The sequence below is a fragment of the Massilia sp. UMI-21 genome (genome assembly GCA_015277795.1).
Lineage (GTDB): Bacteria > Pseudomonadota > Gammaproteobacteria > Burkholderiales > Burkholderiaceae_D > Telluria.
This window is the reverse complement of record CP063848.1, coordinates 618,580-636,607: the sequence shown is the minus strand read 5'-3', so window position 1 is coordinate 636,607 and position 18,028 is coordinate 618,580. Positions and strand designations below refer to the sequence as shown.

The 18,028-nt window shown below is 70.4% G+C and carries 8 protein-coding genes; 5 read left to right on the top strand and 3 right to left on the bottom strand.

All coding sequences use genetic code 11. The features are described from left to right. The first annotated feature begins 16 nt into the window (after positions 1-16). Complete coding sequence (locus IM543_02770; GenBank protein ID QOY94843.1) at positions 17-622, top strand: YfiR family protein; 606 nt, start codon at positions 17-19, stop codon at positions 620-622. A gap of 2 nt (positions 623-624) precedes the next feature. Next, a complete protein-coding gene (locus IM543_02765; protein ID QOY94842.1) occupies positions 625-3,075 on the top strand; it encodes a response regulator in 2,451 nt (816 codons plus the stop codon). Here the strand turns inward: IM543_02765 and IM543_02760 are convergent, their stop codons facing one another. The 3 genes from IM543_02760 to IM543_02750 all read right to left on the bottom strand — a co-directional run bounded on the left by IM543_02760 (position 3,076) and on the right by IM543_02750 (position 14,289). Further along, a complete protein-coding gene (locus tag IM543_02760) occupies positions 3,076-3,954 on the bottom strand; it encodes an outer envelope protein (GenBank protein ID QOY94841.1) in 879 nt (292 codons plus the stop codon). Further along, entirely contained in the window at positions 3,951-12,107 is an 8,157-nt protein-coding gene (locus IM543_02755; protein QOY94840.1) for a hypothetical protein, read from the bottom strand. The genes IM543_02760 and IM543_02755 overlap by 4 nt, the downstream gene beginning before the upstream one ends. 181 nt (positions 12,108-12,288) lie before the next feature. Continuing rightward, on the bottom strand, positions 12,289-14,289 hold the full coding sequence (locus tag IM543_02750; GenBank protein ID QOY94839.1) for an aminotransferase class V-fold PLP-dependent enzyme: 2,001 nt from the start codon (positions 14,287-14,289) through the stop codon (positions 12,289-12,291). 151 nt (positions 14,290-14,440) lie between these two features. Between IM543_02750 and IM543_02745 the strand changes: the two genes are divergently transcribed. From IM543_02745 to IM543_02735, 3 genes are all read left to right on the top strand, one after another. Continuing rightward, entirely contained in the window at positions 14,441-14,926 is a 486-nt protein-coding gene (locus tag IM543_02745; protein QOY94838.1) for an Lrp/AsnC family transcriptional regulator, read from the top strand. 109 nt (positions 14,927-15,035) lie between these two features. Continuing rightward, positions 15,036-16,172, top strand: a complete 1,137-nt coding sequence (locus IM543_02740) for a branched-chain amino acid ABC transporter substrate-binding protein (protein ID QOY94837.1) — start codon at positions 15,036-15,038, stop codon at positions 16,170-16,172. A 16-nt stretch (positions 16,173-16,188) separates the two neighbouring features. Further along, a complete protein-coding gene (locus tag IM543_02735) occupies positions 16,189-18,009 on the top strand; it encodes a DUF885 domain-containing protein (GenBank protein ID QOY94836.1) in 1,821 nt (606 codons plus the stop codon). Positions 18,010-18,028: the final 19 nt, after the last annotated feature.

The window sequence follows — 18,028 nt, the reverse complement described above, 5'->3', positions numbered from 1 at the left end:
CTTGCGAGCAGCGCACATGCTTTCCGATATGCACACGACCAGCTCGCCTCACGGCCGCCGCCGATGCATCGGCGCCGCCCTGACCGCTCTTTTCCTTGCCGGCGCGGGCTTGCCCCTGGCCGTGCCGGCTGCGTCCGCCGCCGCCATCGTCGCCAGCGCCGAGCGGGTACAGGCCGCCTACCTGCACAGGTTCCTCAACTATGTGGAATGGCCTGCGGCCACGCTTGCGCAGGCGGATGCCCCGTATGTCATCGGCATTGCCGGCGATGATGCCGTCGCCGACGAACTGGCGCGCATTGCCGCCGGACGCAGCGTCAACAACCGCGGCGTGATCGTCAAGCGCGTATTCCCGGGCGACCCGCTGGGTGGTCTTCACGTGCTGTTCATCGGCGACGGCGAGCGTGCCCGCCTGGCGCAGTGGCTGCGCATGGCGAAGGGACGGCCCATCCTGACCGTGAGCTCCTTCGAGGGCGGACTGGACCAGGGCAGCATCATCAATTTCCAGACTGTCGACAACCGGGTCAGGTTTGAAGTATCCGTCGAGGCGGCCGAGCAGCACGGCCTGCGCCTCAACTCGCGTCTATTTAGTGTTGCCACCAATGTGGTGAAAGGGAGTCGTTGACCATGTTCGGGGCCGTCAAGCAATCAATTTCACGCAAGCTGGTGCTGGGGGTACTCGTCACCACGCTCACCGCCCTGCTCGTCGCATGCGCCAGCATGCTGGTACTCGACATCCGCAACTACCAGACCGGCTGGGCCGGCGACCTGCAGGCCCAGGCCGATATCGTCGCCGAAGTGACGAAGCCAGCGCTGGAGTTCAACGACGCGCAGGTGGCACGCGAAAACCTGCTGCAGCTGCGCGCCCGCCCGGCGATCGCCGCGGCCGCCATCTACCGTCCGGACGGCTCGGTCTTCGCGTCCTATGCCAAGTCGCCGGAGGATGCCCGGCGCTTGCCGCAGCGCCTGCCGCAGGCGGGCCAGGCGATCGACGGCGGCCGGATCGCAATTGCCACGCGCATGCTGCGTAATAGCGAGCTGGTCGGCATTGTGTATGTCGAGGCCGAATATCCCCTGATGGCCCAGGTCAGGCGCTATCTCTCGATACTTGCCGCCGTCCTGTTCGGCAGCCTGCTGGTCGCCCTGGTGATGTCGAGCTGGCTGCAATCGGCCATCATCAAGCCGGTGCTGGCCCTGACCGCGGCCGTGGATCAGGTCATCCGCCGGCGCGACTTTTCGATGCGCGTGGAAAAGACCACGCAAGACGAGGTCGGCGTGCTGGTCGACGCCTTCAACGGCATGCTCGGCGAAGTCGGCGAGCGCGCCAAGGCGCTGGAAGAATCGAACGCCAGGATGCAACATGAAGTCAGCGTGCGCATCGAGGCCGAAGAAGCCGTGCGGCAGTTGAACAGCTCCCTGGAGCGGCGCATCAAGGACCGCACGGCCGAGCTGGAAAAAACCCATGCCCAATTGCGCCAGTCGCAGAAACTGGAAGCGATCGGCCAGCTGACCGGCGGCGTCGCCCACGACTTCAATAACGTCCTGCAGGTCATTGCCGGCAACCTGCAACTGTTGCAAATGAGCCTGGCGGGTAATCCGGAAGCACAGCGGCGCCTCGAGGCCGCGGCCTTCGCGGCCGACCGCGGCGCCAAGCTGTCGTCGCAACTGCTGGCCTTCGCCCGCCGCCACCCGCTGCAACCGGTGGCCACCAATATCGGCCGCGTCCTGCGCGGCATGGATGAGCTGCTGCGGCGCGCCCTGGGCGAATCGGTGCAGATCGAAACCGTGGTCGCAGGCGGCTTGTGGACCACCCTGGCCGACCCGCACCAGCTCGAAAACGTGATTCTCAACCTGGCCATCAATGCCCGTGACGCCATGCAGGGCGACGGCAGGCTCACCCTCGAGCTCAACAATGCGATGCTCGACGACGAGTACGTCCTCCACGAGCCGGAAGTCGCGCCGGGACAGTATGTCATGCTGGCGATTTCCGACACCGGCTGCGGGATGCCGCCCGAGGTCATCGCGCGCGCCTTCGAGCCCTTCTTCACCACCAAGCGCGAGGGAGAAGGCACCGGCCTGGGCCTGTCGATGGCCTATGGCTTCGTCAAGCAGAGTAACGGCCACATCCGTATCTACAGCGAGGTCGGCAGCGGCACGACGATCAAGATCTACCTGCCACGCTCGATGCAGCCCGAGGTCGAGCTGCCGAACCTGCGCAAGGCCCCGGTCATCGGCGGCACGGAAACCATCCTGGTGGTCGAAGACGACCTTGCGGTCCAGGCGACCGTGGTCGACATGCTGCAGGGCCTGGGATACCGCGTGCTGAAGGCCAACGATGGCCAGAGTGCGCTCACCATCCTGCAGAGCGGCATTCCGGTCGACATGCTGTTCACCGACGTCGTGATGCCCGGCCCCGTGCGCAGCATCGAAGTGGCGCGCCAGGCCAAGCAGATGCTGCCGGCGATCGAAGTCCTGTTCACCTCGGGCTATACCCAGAACGCGATCGTCCACGGCGGACGCCTGGACCCAGGCGTCGAACTGATCAGCAAGCCTTACCGCCGTGACGAGCTGGCGCGCAAGATCCGCCAGCTATTTGCGGCGCACAAGGAAGACGCCGCCACCGCCCAGGCGCCGGCGCCGGCACCGGCCCCTGAAGCAGCGCAAGCGCCGCTGTCCATCGCGGCAGCGCCGATGTCGATCCTGGTGGTCGAGGACAACACCGACGCGCGCACTATGCTGTCCGAACTGCTGCTGATTCTCGGTCATGCCGTCGAAGGCGTCGGCAGCGCGGAGGAAGCGCTCGACCTGCTGGCGCACAAGCAGTTCGACATCCTGCTGACCGACCATTCGCTGCCGGGCATGTCCGGGCTGGAACTCGCCCGCAGGGTCCAGGCGCGTGCGGATGGCATGAAGATCATTTTCTCGTCCGGCTACGGCGCCGTGGGTGCGGGCGAGCTCGACATGAAGCCCGCCTTCCTGCCCAAGCCGTTTACCCTGGCCGCGCTGCAGGCGGTGCTGGACGATGTCGTGCACGAAGGCGCGGCCCGGGGCAGGCCGCAGGCCGATCACCAGAGCTGATCAGAAGTGGAAATCCGCCCGCACCATCGGCGTGCTGGCGCGCTGCCCTGCCCCGCCCGTGGTCCCACGTGCGTTGCCGAACTTGTTGTTCCAGAACTGGTAGCCGACGCCGACGCGGATCTTCTTCGGCGCATAGCCGAAGCGCGGGCCGATGTCGTACATGAAGGCCATGTCGAGGTTGGTCTCGGCGCTGGTCGGGGCGCCGGTTTCGTCCAGGCCCTTGGCGGCGATGAAGTTCAGGTAGCCTTCGAAGGACCAGCCTTCGGCCACCGGGATGCCCCAGCTGGCGCCGAACATCGGGTGGGTGTCGTAGGTGTAGCGTCCGCGCACGTTCGAGATCGGCGGGAAGGGGCCGCTCGGGGCGTTCGATTCGCGCAGCCACAGGATGCTGGTGTTCAGGAAGCCCGGCACGTCCCACATCAGCGTCGGGCCCGCCACCAGCATGCGCTTGCGCGAGTTGTAGGCGACGTCGTTCTTGTGGTTGATGTCGAAGCCGAGCGTCAGGCCCAGGCCCTTGACCTTGCCGAAGCGGATCTCCTGGCCGCGCAGCGCGCCGATGTCGAGCGTGTGGCGGTACACCAGGTAGCCTTCCAGCGCGCCGCTGTTGCTGCCGAGCGAGCGCGGGTCATTGCTGTCGGACTTGAGCACATCCAGGTTCAGGTAGTTGCTGCCGTACTTGTAGCCGCTGGCGTGGGTGAAGCCCACCACGTGCTTCTTGATGTGCTCCGGGTTGAACGGTTCGGCGAAGCGGGTGCCGTAGCGGTAGCTGACGGCGTTGTCGCTCCAGTCCAGCGCCATGGCCGGTGCGGCGCAGCACAGCAGGGCCGCGCAGGCCGCGCTCCTCCATGCCAGCGTGGATGTGATCTGTCCTTTGTTCATGTGCTAATCCCTGAATGGTTGTCGTGAGGGCCGGCGCGCGCATCGCCCGGTCCGCGTTCCACATACAGTTCCACTTTGTGTTCGCGCCCATCGTCGACGAGCGCGATCGTGTTCCCCTGCTGCGGCGCCCCGTCGAGCACGAGCAGCGCGCCGACGGTGGCCGGCCGCAATGTTACCCGGTAATCGGTCCTGCCGTAACGGTAACGGAAGCCGATGCTGTCCCAGCCGAGCGGCAACAGCGGCGCCAGCGCCAGGCGGTCGACCGCGCGCCGGATGCCGAGCAGCCCCTCGGTCAGCAAGGCATGGGTCCAGCCCGCCGCCGCTGCCGCCTGCGCGCCAGGCAGCTCGTCCGTCGTGCGGCAAGGCGCGCCGCCACGGCGCAGCGGATTCAGGGTGGCGGCCAGTTCCCAGGCGCGCGTGGCCGCCCCGGCGCCGGCCAGGGCAAGCGCCAGCCAGGCCGCCGTGCGCCCATCCTGTACGCCGGCGCCGTCGAGCGCGCCCAGCACCGCGTCGACCCGCTCCGGGCTGGCGGCGGCCATGGCCGCCCAGGCCTGGGTGGCGGGGTCCGGGTGGCCGCTGCCATGCATGCTTCCAGACAGGCCTCCATACGCGCTGCCATCCCAGCCGTATTCCTCGGCCTGCGCCTTGAGCGCCAGCGCGGCGCCGCGGCAGGTGGTGGCGAAGCCGAAATCGGCGCGGCGGTCGGCCACGTCGGCAAAGCGCTGCAGCACCGTGGCCAGCAGGAAGGCCAGGCCCACGTGTTCGGGGCGAGCCTCCTCGTCCTCTTCCTCGTGCAGGCGGGCATCGTGCAACGGCAGGCCGTGCATCCCGAAGCGCAGGCAGCCGCGCAGGCCGTGCACGCAATACTGGTACAGGTCGTCGCGCGCCAGCCGGGTGCCGCTCGACGGGTCGCCGCCGGCCGGCTCGCGCAGGATGCCGTAGTCGCCGCTGGCGCCGACATAGGCGCACAGCGCGTACGGCAGCCACAGGAAGTCTTCGACCGCGGCGCCGGCGGCGCCGATGTCTGCCCGGGCCGCCCGCAGCAGGGCGGCGCGCAGCAGGTCCGGACTGCCGTGCAGCGCGGCCAGTGCGCCCTGCAGCTGCTCTGCCGGGCTGCCGCCCATGCTGCCGGCCACCGCCGCGTAGGGCAGCCAGCCGTTGGCGAACAGGTCGAACGCGGGCTCGGGGGTGGACACGCGCACGCCGCCGAGCAAGGCGTCCCAGCCGGCGTGCACCTGGCGCAGCGCGCGCGCCGCCGCTTTCGCGCCGCCATGCTGCTGTACCGCGCGGCTCGCGGCCAGCGCGTCCGGGCCGGCCACGCCGAGCAGGAACACCAGTTCGGTCTCCATGCCCGGCTGCAGCTCCACCACGGTTTGCAGGGCCGCGCAGGGGTCCAGCGCGGCGCCGAGCGTGCCCGCCAGGCCCTGGCGCTCCAGCGCGGCCGGCCGCGCCAGGCTACGGTGACGGCCGACGAACTCGCGCCGGTCGGCGGTGTAGGCAGGCTGGGGCGCATCCAGGTGGAAGAAACCGAGCTGGTCGCCGAAGCCGGCGCCGAAGGCGTTGCGGGCCAGCAGTGCGCCGCTGGCGACGTCGATGGCGGTCACGATGTGCGGGCCCGACCTCGCTTCCATGTCATCCATCCACCACTGCACGTAGCCGGTCACCGCCAGGCGGCGCGGCGCGCTGGAGAGATTGCGCAGCTTGAGCACCGCATACTTGAGCGGGTCGCCGGGCGCCACGAAGCAGCGCAGTTCGGAGCCGATGCCGTGCGCCGCGTGCTCGAACAGCGTGTAGCCGAAGCCGTGACGGGTGCGGTAGGGCTCGCCGGAAGGCATCGGCCAGGGGGTCGGCGACCAGGCCGCGCCGCTGTCCTCGTCGCGCAGGTAAAAGGCTTCGCCCTGCGGCGCCGTCAGGCGCAGGCCGCGCCGGCCGCGCCAGGTGCTGCCCGGACCGTCGTGCGGCAGCAAGGCGCCGAATCCGCCGTTGGCCAGTGGATTGTCGGGTAGATGCGCGCAGGGTGCCGGCGTGCCCCCGCTGCTTCGGACCACCGCTTCGCGGCCGTCCTGCGAGAACCCGGCGTCGCCGTCCTCGAACTGCAGCGCTTCGTCTTCGGCCGGCGCGGCCTCCACCGTCCAGGCGGGCGCCTGCTCCGGCGGCGAGAACGGCGGGGGCAGCGCGGCTTGCATCGGCGCCGCGCGGCGCAGCTGGTCGGCCAGGCTGCCACGTTCTTCCAGCAGCAAGACATGCGCCGCCGCGAGCAGCAGGATGCGGTCTTCCTGCGGCAGCTCGGCCAGCAGGTGCAGGTGGATGCCGCCGGGGGTGTCCAGCGCTTCCGGCGCCAGCAGCAGCGCCTGGTCGCGGATCTCGCGGTTCTCGCACAGCAGCACCAGTTCGGCGTCGAAGCCGCGTGCGCGCCAGTAGGCATGCGCCTGCAGGACGTCGTGCGCCAGGCTGCTGTCCGGACCGGGCTGCAGCACCAGCAGCGGGCGGCTGCAGTCCACGCCGTAGGCGGCCAGGGAGGCGCGGCCGCGCACGTTGCGCTCGATGATGCCCGGGTCCGCGCGCAAGCCCGGCCTGGGGTCGAGCAGGCAAGCGGCCAGGCGGTTGTAGCGCTGGGCCTGGGCATCGCCCAGGCCGGCCGCGCGCAGGAAAGCCTGGCCATGCGTCCATGCCGCCTCGACCGCCTGCTGCACCACCTGCGGATCGGCGTGCCGTGCCGCCAGCTGGCGCGCGCCGGCCGGCGTGGTGGCGGCGCCCATGGCCAGGTCGAGCGTGATTTCCTGGCGTGGCGCCAGCGTGATGACGCGGCGGACCGCCAGCGCCGCCACCGCGGGCGTTTCTTCCAGCGGCGCCAGCGGGCCGGCCGGATCGGCGCAGGTGCTGCTGAACAGCGGCGCACTCGCCGCGCCGCTACCCAGCAGCGCCATCTGGAAAAAGACCACCGGCGCGCCCGGTCCCAGCTGGCACAGGATCGACTGCGAGGCCTCGTCAGTGCGCACCGAGATGCCGGGCAGGTTCGGCACGTTCGGCGCTGCGGCCTGCGCCAGCACCACATGGCCGGTTACTTCCAGGGTGCGCGGCTGGTCGAGGGTGTTGCGCAGACGAATGCGCCGCAGCTCGGCGTCGTCCTCGGGCGCCACCACCACTTCGGTCGCGATCGCCATGCCGCGCTCCTCGCGCCGGAAGCTGGCGCGCCCCTCGGCGAAGACCGCCTCGTAGCGGGCCGGCTCGCCAACCACCGGCGCCAGCGTGGCCGACCACAGCTCGCCGGAAGCGACATCGCGCAGCACGCAGGCCAGGCCGCCGTGCGCACCGAGTGGATCCGGCTGCCAGCGGGTCAGCGGTACGCCGTTCCAGCGGCTGTAGCCGGCGCCGTCGCTGTCCACCATCACGTGGTAGCCACCGTTCGACAGCAGCTGCAGTTCCAGGGCGCCGGCGGCCGCGCCGGCGTAGTCGATGACCCGCCCGTGCGCGGGACCGGCGCGCCCGGCCGCGCCCTCGCAGGCGTGCGAGGTCGAGGCGCCGCTGCTTGGTGGCGCTTCCTGCAGCAGCGGCAGCGCCGCGCGCAGTTCGGCGTCGCGGACGAAGCGGCGCTGCATCGGCGCATCGTGCAGCAGCTGCAGCAGCGCCAGCAGGCCCATGCCCTGGTGGCGGGTGGCGACCAGGCGCACCACCTGCCGGTCTTCGCCATGCGGCAGCCGCGCCGGCGTGTGGTCGACCGCATCGACAAAGCCGTAGTCGCCGGCCAGCCCTTCCTGCGCCATGCGCTCCAGGTTGGCCAGCGCGGGGCCTGGCGCCACCGGCAGCGCCAGCAGCGCCGCGTAGGGAGCCGCCACCAGCTCGTCCTCGTTTCCGCGCCCGAGGCTCGCCGCGGGAATGCCGAAACGGCCGAACTGGAAGCGCAGCTGGGCGTCGACCGCGTTGCAGGCCGACTCCGAAAAACCCCAGGGAATGGCATGGCGCTCGCCATGGGCCACCTGGGCGCGCACGGCGGCGCGGCCGGCATGGTCGAGCAGGGTGTCGCGCCAGGACGGCATCAGGAGTTGCGGCGCCAGGTAGTCCGACAGCGCGCCGCTGCGCGACAGCAGCAACTGCTCGCCGCCGGCGATGCGCATCGGCCGCCCGAGCGCCCACCAGTGGCGCTGTGCGAGCTGGCCCTGGGCCACGGCCAGGTAGGCGGCCATGCGCGCTTCCGACGCCAGCAGGTCGCAGCTGCCGGCGTCGAGGCGCCGCTCGCGCACCTGATACCCTGCCGCCAGCAGGCCGGTGCCGCGGTCGAGCAGCGCGCCGAAGTCCATGGCGCCCAGGCTGCGCGCCTGCCCCGCCAGCCGGCCGGCTTCGGCCAGCAGCCCTTGCGCGAGCAGGCGCCCGTCACGCACCAGGCGCGCCAGGTCGTGGTGCGCGCCCTCGGGCGCGTCGAGCGCGGCCAGTTCGCGCAGCGTCGGGATACGCGTCAGGCTGGCGTCGAGCACGTATTCCTGCTCGGCCCGCATCCAGGGCGCCAGCGCCAGCAGGCCATCCTGCAGCGCATGGCATTGCGCGGCCAGGCATGCCGCCCAGTCGCGCAGGGCGGGATCAAGCTGCTCCGGCAGGCCGGATACCAAGCCATCGGCCGCCTCGGCGGCATGGCGCAAGCATTCGCACAATCCCGGCAGCGTGTCGGCCGCGCGGCAGTGCTGGGGGTCGAGCGTGGCCCACACGGCCGCCACCAGCGCACGCACGGCATGCGGCTGGTGCCGGGCCAGTTCGTCCACTACCTGCAGCGCCGCGCGGATGCCGTCCAGGTCTTGCGGCCCGGCGACCGCGGTGTCGGGCAGCTCGTCGAGGCCGGCCGCCAGCAAACGCATGCCGAGCGCCATCCAGCCGCTGTCCGCGGTGGCGACAGCGGCCGGCTCGATCGGCGCCAGCGTGGCGTTGTCGTAGGCGCACAGGAAATGACCGTTCCAGCGTTCCAGCAGCGCCATCGACGCCAGCGCGGCGTCCAGGCGCCGCAGCAGCTCTCCAGGGCCGATAAACCCGAAGTCGCGCGCCGCCAGCGTGGAGAGCAGGTAGATCGCCATGCCGCCCGGCGTGCTGCGCGCGTCCGCCAGCGGATGCGGATGCTCCTGCACGCTTTCGGGCGGCAGCCAGTTGTTGGCCGGACCGGCATGGTCTTCGAAGAAGCGCCAGCTGCGGCGCGCCAGCCGCGCCAGGGTGGCCTGGCGTCCCGCCGGCAGCCGCGGCGCCAGGCCACGCTGGCGTAGCGGCAGGCTGGTCCACCAGGCCAGCAGCGGCGACAGGAACCAGACCAGCAGCACCGGCGCGGCCGTGAACAGCGAATAAGGATTGGCAAAGGTCAGCAGCAGCGCCGTGGACACAGCGATGGTCGGCGCAAACCACATCGTCAGCCAGTTGTTCGCCACCACCCGCGCAGGCCGGGCCAGGCCCTTCGGGCGCCACTCGAGCCGGCGCCGGCGCGAGACCCGGCTGCGCCAGAGCGCGCGCACCAGCGCATCGAGCTGGCACCAGGCCGCGTGCGGCAGGAAGCTGGTGGCCAGCGCGGCGCGCACCAGCGGCGCGCGCGCGCCACGCGCCCAGCTGTCCAGATGCTGGCGCCAGGGCGCGTCGTGCGGACGGTCGGCCAGCGCCACCAGGCTGCCCACGAGGGCCGGCAGGAACAACACCGACAGCACCGCGGCAGTCCAGAAGGCGGGCGCCGTCAGCGCCGTCCAGCACAGCACCAGCAGCGTCACCAGCGCCGGCGCCGCCAGGCTGTCGCGCAGGGCGTCGAACAGTTGCCAGCGCGCGGCGGCCGGCATGGGATTGGTTTCATGGGGCTGGACCCGGCGCCGCACCCAGCCCGCCACCTGCCAGGCCGCGCGCACCGCGCGATGGCGGCGCAGCGCATGTTCGCCGTAACTGCCGGGGATCGCTTCCTCGAGCCTGACCTCGTCGTCACCGGCCGCATGCAGGCAGCCCTCCTCGACCGTGCCCGGCGCCGGCGCCGCGTCCTCCGGCAGGCGGCCGCGCAGCACCCGTTCGTAGGCGTCGACGTCGTAGATGGCCGCCCAGCCGAACATGCCCTTGGCATCGCCGCCGCGCCGGCCCATGCGCGCGGCCCAGGTGCCCCGGCCTTCGCCCCACAGGCGCTGGTAGCGGCCGGCATGCAGGCCCGGCAGCGCGCTCCGGACGTCCGGGCGCAGCATGGCATGGCCTTCGGCGATGTGGGTGCCGCCGGCATCCAGGGCCGGCTGGTTGAGAGGATGCGCCATCGCGCCGGCCAGCAGGCGCGCCGCGTCGCGCGGCAGGTCGGTGGCCGCGTCCAGGGCGATCACGTAGCGCATTTCGGCCAGCCCGGCCGCATTGCCCGCGATGGCGGCGAAGCGCTCGCGCCCGGTCCCTGCCAGCAGGGCGTTGAGGTCGGCCAACTGGCCGCGCCGCCGCCCGTGCCCGATCCAGGCATGCTCGCCCTCGCTCCACGCGCGCGCGCGCTGCAACAAGACGAAGGGCTCGACGCGCTTGCGCTGCGTGACGGGCTGGCCGTCCTCGTCGAGCGTGTCGACGTCGTGCTCGCGCGCATGGCGGCGGTTGAGCGCCTCGATGGCGGCAACGGCATGCGCCACCAGCGCGGCGTCGCCCGGCATCTCTTCGGCCGGCGCATCGTGCAGGTCGGCGAGCAGGCAGAAACGCAGCTGCGGATCGCGATTGGCCAGGTAGCGCACCTCCAGGTCGCGGCACAGTGCATCGACCTGGCCGGCATGCGCCAGGCACGCCGATACCGCCACCAGGGTTTGTGCCTCGCGCGCAATGCCGTCGCCGAAATCCATGCGTGGCGTGGGGGCCGGTGGCGCCAGCCAGGCCGTCATCATGTCGACCAGGGCGCGCGCCAGGCTGCTCCCGCCGAGCAGCGCCAGCAGGCCGACGCCGAGCTGCAAGACCAGGCCGGCGCCCTGCTGGCGGGCGACCAGCACCAGCGCCGCCGCGAACAGCAGGGTGAGCAGCGCCAGCGCGGCGATGTCCGCCGCCAGCGGCGCATGCCGCAGGCGGCGCTTGAGCCGTGTCGCGAACGCGGGCCTGGGCTGCAGCCGCGCTTCGAGCGCCTGCAGGCCCGGGCCGGCCAGGTAGTAGCCGATATGGCGGCGGCGCGCGTCGAGTCCGCCTTCGGCGGGGGCGCGGTGGACCGCGGCCAGCGCCAGCGCCTCTTGCGCCACGTCCGCCTCGAGCCGCCCGCTGCCCAGCGCCAGCGTCTCGACCGCACGGCGGTACAGGTCGCGCGTGGGGCCGTCCATGCGCGGGTAGCTGCCATCCGGATCGGCGCGCAGGATGGCGTCGACGGCGCTGGCCTCCTCGGCCAGCGCGCGCCAGTCGATGCCGCCGAGCAGGCGCAGGCTGGCCAGCATGTTCGCCGCCAGCGTGCCGTCGGCCGCCATGGTGTCGCGCTCGCGCTGGACCTGGCGGCCGATACCGGAGCCTTCGTCCAGCAGGCGCGCATCGATCCAGGCCAGGGCCTGCGCCACGGCGCCGCCCTGGCCTTGCAGGCGGCGCGCCAGTTCGGCCACGAAGCTGCTGCCCAGGGGTTCCACCTCGCGCGCCATGTCCGCCACCAGCAAGACCAGGTCGCCCGAGCGATGGGCGGCGGTGTCGATCATGCGCTTGGCCCAGCCGGCGGCCAGGATGCGTTCTTCGCAGGCGCGGGCGCCGCGCACGGCGATGTGGCGCAAGGCGTCGAGCAGCGCGATGCGCAGCGCCGCCGGGAACAGGCGCAGCTCGGCCAGCTGCAAATGGGCAGCGTCCTGGGACGCGGCAAGCACACGCGCCAGGCCGGCGCGATCGATGCGTCCTTCGTCCTGGGCGACGGCCTCGCACGCCAGCGCCAGGATGCGCGCCTGGCCATTCGGTGCCGCCGGCGGCAGTACGCCGCGATCGTGCAACAGTTGGCCGCGCACCTGGCGCAGCTGGGCGTCGAGCAAAGGCGTGTTGTCCAGGATGGCGTCGGCGGCGGGCGGAAGCTCGCTGCCGCGCCGGCGCGCGCTGTCGAGCGCATCGCATGCGGCGTCGAGGGCGCCGTCCAGTTCGGACAGCAGTGTCCGCAGGCCAGGCGCACCGTCAGCAGCGGCAGCGGCAGTAGCAGCGGCAGCGCCAGGTTCAGCCTTCGGGTTCTTCTCTTGATTCAACAGGGACCTCGACACAGGGGCACGCGCTGTCGACCGCCGGCGCGCGTTGCGCCTGAAGCTGGTCGATGGAAAGGGAAACGCAGGGCGCGCACGGCCACCGCCATGCTAGAAGAAGCCGGCGGCAGCTACTGTGCGGTGACGTACACAGGCGCCAGATGCGTACCTGTGTTGCAAGAACGGATCAGCCGGCCAGCGCCAGCCCGCCGGCGACGTGCCACGCCTGGGCGTGACCCAGGCGGCGCAGCAGGCGTGCGGCGCGTGCGCTGCGGTTGCCGCTGCGGCACAGGAACACCAGCGGTCGCGGCTCGTGCAGCCATTGCGCGGCCCGGCCGGCCAGTTGCGACAGCGGCACGTGCTGCGCCGCGCGTCCGCGCAGCTGGGCGGTGGCGGCGGCATGCTCGGGCAGTTCGCGCACATCGACCAGCAAGGCGTCCGGGTGCGTCGCCAGGTAGGCGGCGGCCGATGTCGCATCGAGGTCGATGCCCTCTTCCGGCCGCGGGTCGACGCCCGGGCGCGAGACCGCCGGTTCGCCGACACGGTGGCAGCATAGGGCGGCACTGAGAGCGGCACTGAGAGCGGCACCAAGGACGGCATCGTCCGGCGCGGCGCCGAACACGAAACGCACGGCCTCCGGGGCCAGCACGCCCTGTTCGGGACGGCCCAGCAGATAGCTGTCGCCGGATCTGGCCAGCACGTCGCCGCCGAGCGCGATGGCGTCGACGGAGTTGCCGGCGAAGCGCAGTTGCAGCCCCCCGGCCGGCCAGCCCGGCGTCGTGCCCAGGATGTCGCACAGCGCATCGGCGCCGCCGGCGCCGTGGCTGGTGTCGAAGCAGGTCAGCAGGCGGCAGCCGCGCGCGCACAGGTCGGCGGCGATGCGCGGCGCCAGGTCGGGCGGAGGGTCGATCGCGATGCAATGGCGGCCGTCGTCGTCGAACAGCAGCCAGCCGCTGGCGCCCTGCGATTCGAGCTGCTGCAGGCGCGCCGCCGGGGGCGCCCCGGCGCCGGCCAGCGCCAGCGCGCGGCCGCAGTGCAGGATGCGTGCGCAGGCGGCGTCGATGAAGGCGTCGTCGGCGAGCGGACCGAACGAAAGACGCACCGCCGACGCGCTGCGTACGGGCGGCACGCCCATCGCATCCAGCACATAGCTCGGCGCCGCCTTGGCGGCCGAGCAGGCCGAACCGGCGCTGACGCGCACGCCGGCGGCGTCGAACAGGTCGAGCAGCTCCTTGCTGCCCAGGCCCGGCACCGAGAAATTCAGCGTGGTCGGCAAGACCTGCTCGAGCGGGGCGTTGAACACCAGTTCCGGGAAGGCGGCGCGCAGCGCCGCGGCAAGCCGGTCGCGGCAGGCCCGCAGCTGGGCGGGTGTGCGGAAGGTGCCGCCTTCTTCCAGCGCGCCGAGCACGGCGCCGAGGGCGGCGATGCCGGCCATGTTCTCCGTGCCGGAACGCTGCCCGGCTTCCTGGCCGCCGCCGCACATCAGCGCCGTGTAGGGCGCCCCTTCGCGCACGTACAGCAGGCCGATGCCCTTCGGCGCATACAGCTTGTGGCCGGAGAACGGCGCGTAGTCGATGCGGGTGGACGCCAGGTCCAGGGGCAGCTTGCCGAGCGCCTGCACGCAATCGACCATCCACAGCGCCGGACTGTCCGACTCGGCCAGCACGCGCGCGATGCCGTCCAGATCGGACACGACACCGGTTTCGTTGTTGGCGGCCATGGTGCACACAAAAGCGGCGCGCGGCGCCAGTTCGCGCAGCACATCCAGGCGGTGGCGGCCGTCGCCGTCGACCGGCAGCATGCGCAGTTCCAGCCCGGTGCCCAGCAGGCGGTTCCAGTGCGCCAGGCTTTCCGGCACCGCCTTGTGTTCGGTGGCGCCGACCAGCAGCAGCTCGCCGCAGGCTTCGCCGCGCCGGCGCCGCTCGCGCAGCGCGCACAGCGCCGACAGGACGGCGGTCTGGATGCCTTCGGTGGCGCCGCTGGTGAACATGATCCTTCCCTTGCCAGCGCCCAGCACGCGGCGCGCCCTGGCGCGCGTACCGTCCAGCAGCGCCCTGGCGCGCAGGCCGGCGGCATGGCTGCTGCTCGGGTTCCCGAAACCGTCGCGCATGGCCGCCATGGCCGCGTCGATCGCGGCCGGCAAGACCGGCGAAGTGGCGTTGGCGTCGAGGTAAAGTTCGTTGTTCATCATCATTAATTACAAAAAGGTAATTCTCGTGTGAGGATCGTGTTATTGTTGATGAGTATGTTACGGAGTCGTGCTGGAGAAGACTTACTCATTTGTGCGCTTTATGGCGCATTAATAGCATATTCATTCTCAATATATTGATATAGGGAAAATGAACTCACTCGACAAGTTTGATTGCGCTATTCTTGCGGCATTGCAGGCAGATGCCACCCTTTCCATTTCCGGCCTCAGCGAGAAGGTCGGCTTATCCAGTACGCCGTGCTGGAAACGCGTCAAGCGCCTCGAGGAAGAGGGCTATATCGAAAGCCGGGTCAGCATCGTCAACCGCGAGAAGGTCGGCTTGCCGGTGACCGTGTTCGTCAGCGTGCGCACCACCGAGCATGACGAAAAGTGGCTGGCGCGCTTCGCCGCGGCCGTGGTGGCGCTGCCGGAAGTGCTCGAATTCCACCGCATGAGCGGCGACGTCGACTACCTGCTCAAGGTGGTCACCACCGACATCGCCGGCTACGACCGCTTCTACAAGAAGCTGATCAAGGCGGCGCGTCTCACCGGCGTGTCGTCGGCGTTCTCGATGGAGCAGATCAAATGCACCACCGCGCTGCCGCTGGAGCTGATCTCGCACGGGGTCCCCGCCTGACTCATTATGGAGCGCCTGAAAAGCCCCCAGGGCGTAGCCATGGGGGTTCTTCAGGCGCTCCATTCGTGCGATGATGGCGTCCGTTCTGAACATAACGGAGACTCAGGGTATGCCATCCAAACTGCACCTGGCGCCGCTCGCGCTGGCCGCGCTGCTCGCGCTTGACACCACCCATGCCAATGCCGCCGAACAGGTCGTGACAATCGGCGTCAGCGGTCCGCTGTCGGGTTCGAATGCCTTTGCCGGCAAGGACAACGAGAACGGCGTGCGCCTCGCCATCGAAGAACTCAACGCCCAGAAAATCCAGGTGGGCGGCAAGCAGCTGCGCTTCGAGCTGCAGTCCGAAGACGACCAGGGCGACCCGAAACAGGGCGTGAACGTGGCCCAGAAGTTCGCCGACGCCAAGGTGAAGTATGTGCTCGGCCCGTACAACTCGGGCGTGGCGATTCCCGCTTCGCGCGTCTACAACGACAACGGCATCCTGATGTCGACCGTCGGCACCAACCCCAAGATCACCCAGTCCGGCTACCCGACCGTGTTCCGGATCGTCGCCAGCGACACCCAGGTGGGCGGCTCGATGGCGGCCTACGCCGCCAAGGAACTGAAGGTCAGGAACGTCGGCGTGATCGACGACCGCACCGCTTTCGGCCAGGGCATCGCGATGGAATTCAAACGCCAGGCGCGCGCCAACGGCTTCAAGGTCGCCGGCCACGAATACACCACCGACAAGGCCACCGACTTCGCCGCCATCCTCACCGCGCTCAAGGCCAAGCGCGTGGATGCGGTGTTCTTCGGCGGCTATGCGCCGCAGGCCGCCCCGATGGCGCGCCAGATGAAGGCGCTCGGCCTGAACGTGCCCCTGCTGGGCGGCGACACCTTGTGCAGCCCCGAGATGGCCAAGCTCGGCGGCCCGGCCGTCGGCGAGAACGTGCGCTGTGCCCAGGCCGGCGCCATCGTCGCCAAGCAGCCGGGCGGCCCGGCCTTCATCGACGCCTACAAGGCCAGGTTCAAGCGCGACCCCGACGTGTACGCGCCTTCGTTCTACGACCAGACCAAGTTCATCGCGCAGGCCATGAAGACGGCCAATTCGGTCGACCCCGCCAAGGTGGGCGCGGCCATGCACAAGATCAGCTACCAGGGCGTGGTGGGCAACTACGGCTATGACCCGAAGGGAAACCTGAAGAAGACCACGGTCACCGTCTACACGTTCAAGAACGGCGTCCTGACGCCGCTCGCCAGCTATTGATTCGCAAGGAAACACCATGAAAGCACGCTTCAAGCTTGCGCGACCGGCGAGCGCGGTCCTGGCCGCGGCCGCGCTGCTGGCCTGCGGGCCGGCAGCCGCCGCCCAGCCGGACGCCCCCAAGCCGGCCGCGGCGGCCGCCACCCGGGAAAGCCGCCAGCTCAACCAGCTGGCCGACGAATACTACGAATCGCTGGCCCGTTTCGAACCGGTCTGGGCCACCGAGAACGGCGACAGCCGCTTCAACGACAAGCTCGGCCTGTCGATCTCGCCGAAAGTGCGCGAGCAGCAGTTCGCGCTGTACCGCAGCTACCTCAAGCGCTTGTCGAACATCCCGCGCGAGCGCCTCGGAGGGCGCGACCAGACCAGCTACGACATCCTGAAATTCGAGCTGGACAGCGCGCTGCGCCTCGCGGCCTTCCCGGAACACCTGCTCCCGATCGACCAGATGGTCAGCATGCCGGTGATCCTGGCGAACTACGCGAGCGGCCAGGGCGCGCAGCCCCTGGCCACGCCACGCGACTACCGCGCCTACCTGAGCCGCCTGGCCCAGCTGGTGCCCCACATCGACCAGTCGATCGCCAACATGCGCGAGGGGATCAAGCGCGGCGTGGTGCAGCCGCGCGAGCCGATGCTCTCAAGCCTGCCCCAGTTCCAGCAGCTGGTGGCGGACAAGGCGCAGGACAGCATCTTCTACACGCCGATCAGGAACATGCCGGAGAAATTCTCCGCCGCCGAGAAGCGCAGCCTGCAGCAGGCCTACCGCAAGACGATCGACAACAAACTCAATCCGGCGCTCAAGCGCCTGGCGCGCTTCCTGGAAAAGGAATACCTGCCCAAGACCCGCGGCAGCGCCGGCTGGAACGCCCTGCCGAACGGCGCCGCCTGGTACGACGCCCGGGTGGCGGCGATGACCACCACAAGCTTGAGCCCGCAGCAGATCCACGAGATCGGTCTGAAGGAAGTGGCGCGCATCCAGGACGAGTATGCCGTCATCGGTCCGAAGATGGGCTACACCGGCCCGGCCGCCGGCCTGCCGCGCTGGGTGTCGGAACAGCCGAAGTTCAAGCCGTTTACCTCCGACCAGCAGGTGATCGAGGTCTACCGCGACCTGGACGCCAAGGTGCGCGCCAAGCTGCCGGCCCTGTTCACGTTGAAGCCGAAGGCGCCGCTCGACCTGCGCCTGGAGCCGGAACTGACGCGCGCCTCCGCCTCGGACCACTACACCCCGCCGGCCGCCGACGGCTCGCGTCCGGGCGTGTTCTGGTCGGTGGTGAACGACCCGAAGCAATACGGCAGCACCGGCATGGTCACGCTGTTCCTGCATGAAGGCCAGCCGGGCCACCACTTCCACATCGCGCTGGTGCAGGAACTGGGCCTGCCGAACTTCCGCAAGTTCGGCGGCAACAACGCCTTCACCGAGGGCTGGGCGCTGTACGCCGAGACCCTGGGCAAGGAGATGGGCCTGTTCGAGAAGCCGGAAGATTATTTCGGCCACCTGAACGACGAAATGCTGCGCGCGGCGCGCCTGGTGGTCGACACCGGCCTGCATGCCAAGGGCTGGAGCCGCGAGAAGGCCATCGCCTATTTCCAGGACACGCTGGGCTACTCGGAAGCCGAGGCGCGCGCGCAGATCGAACGCTACATGGTGTGGCCGGCCCAGGCGCTGGGCTACAAGATCGGCTCGCTCAAGATCCTGGAACTGCGCAAGCGCGCCCAGGATGCGCTGGGCGACAAGTTCAGCCTGCCGGCATTCCACCAGATCGTGCTGGGCGAAGGCACGCTGCCGCTGGCGGTGCTGGAGGCCAAGGTGGATCGCTGGATCGCCGCGACGAAGTAAGCCGTTGTACGCAAACGCA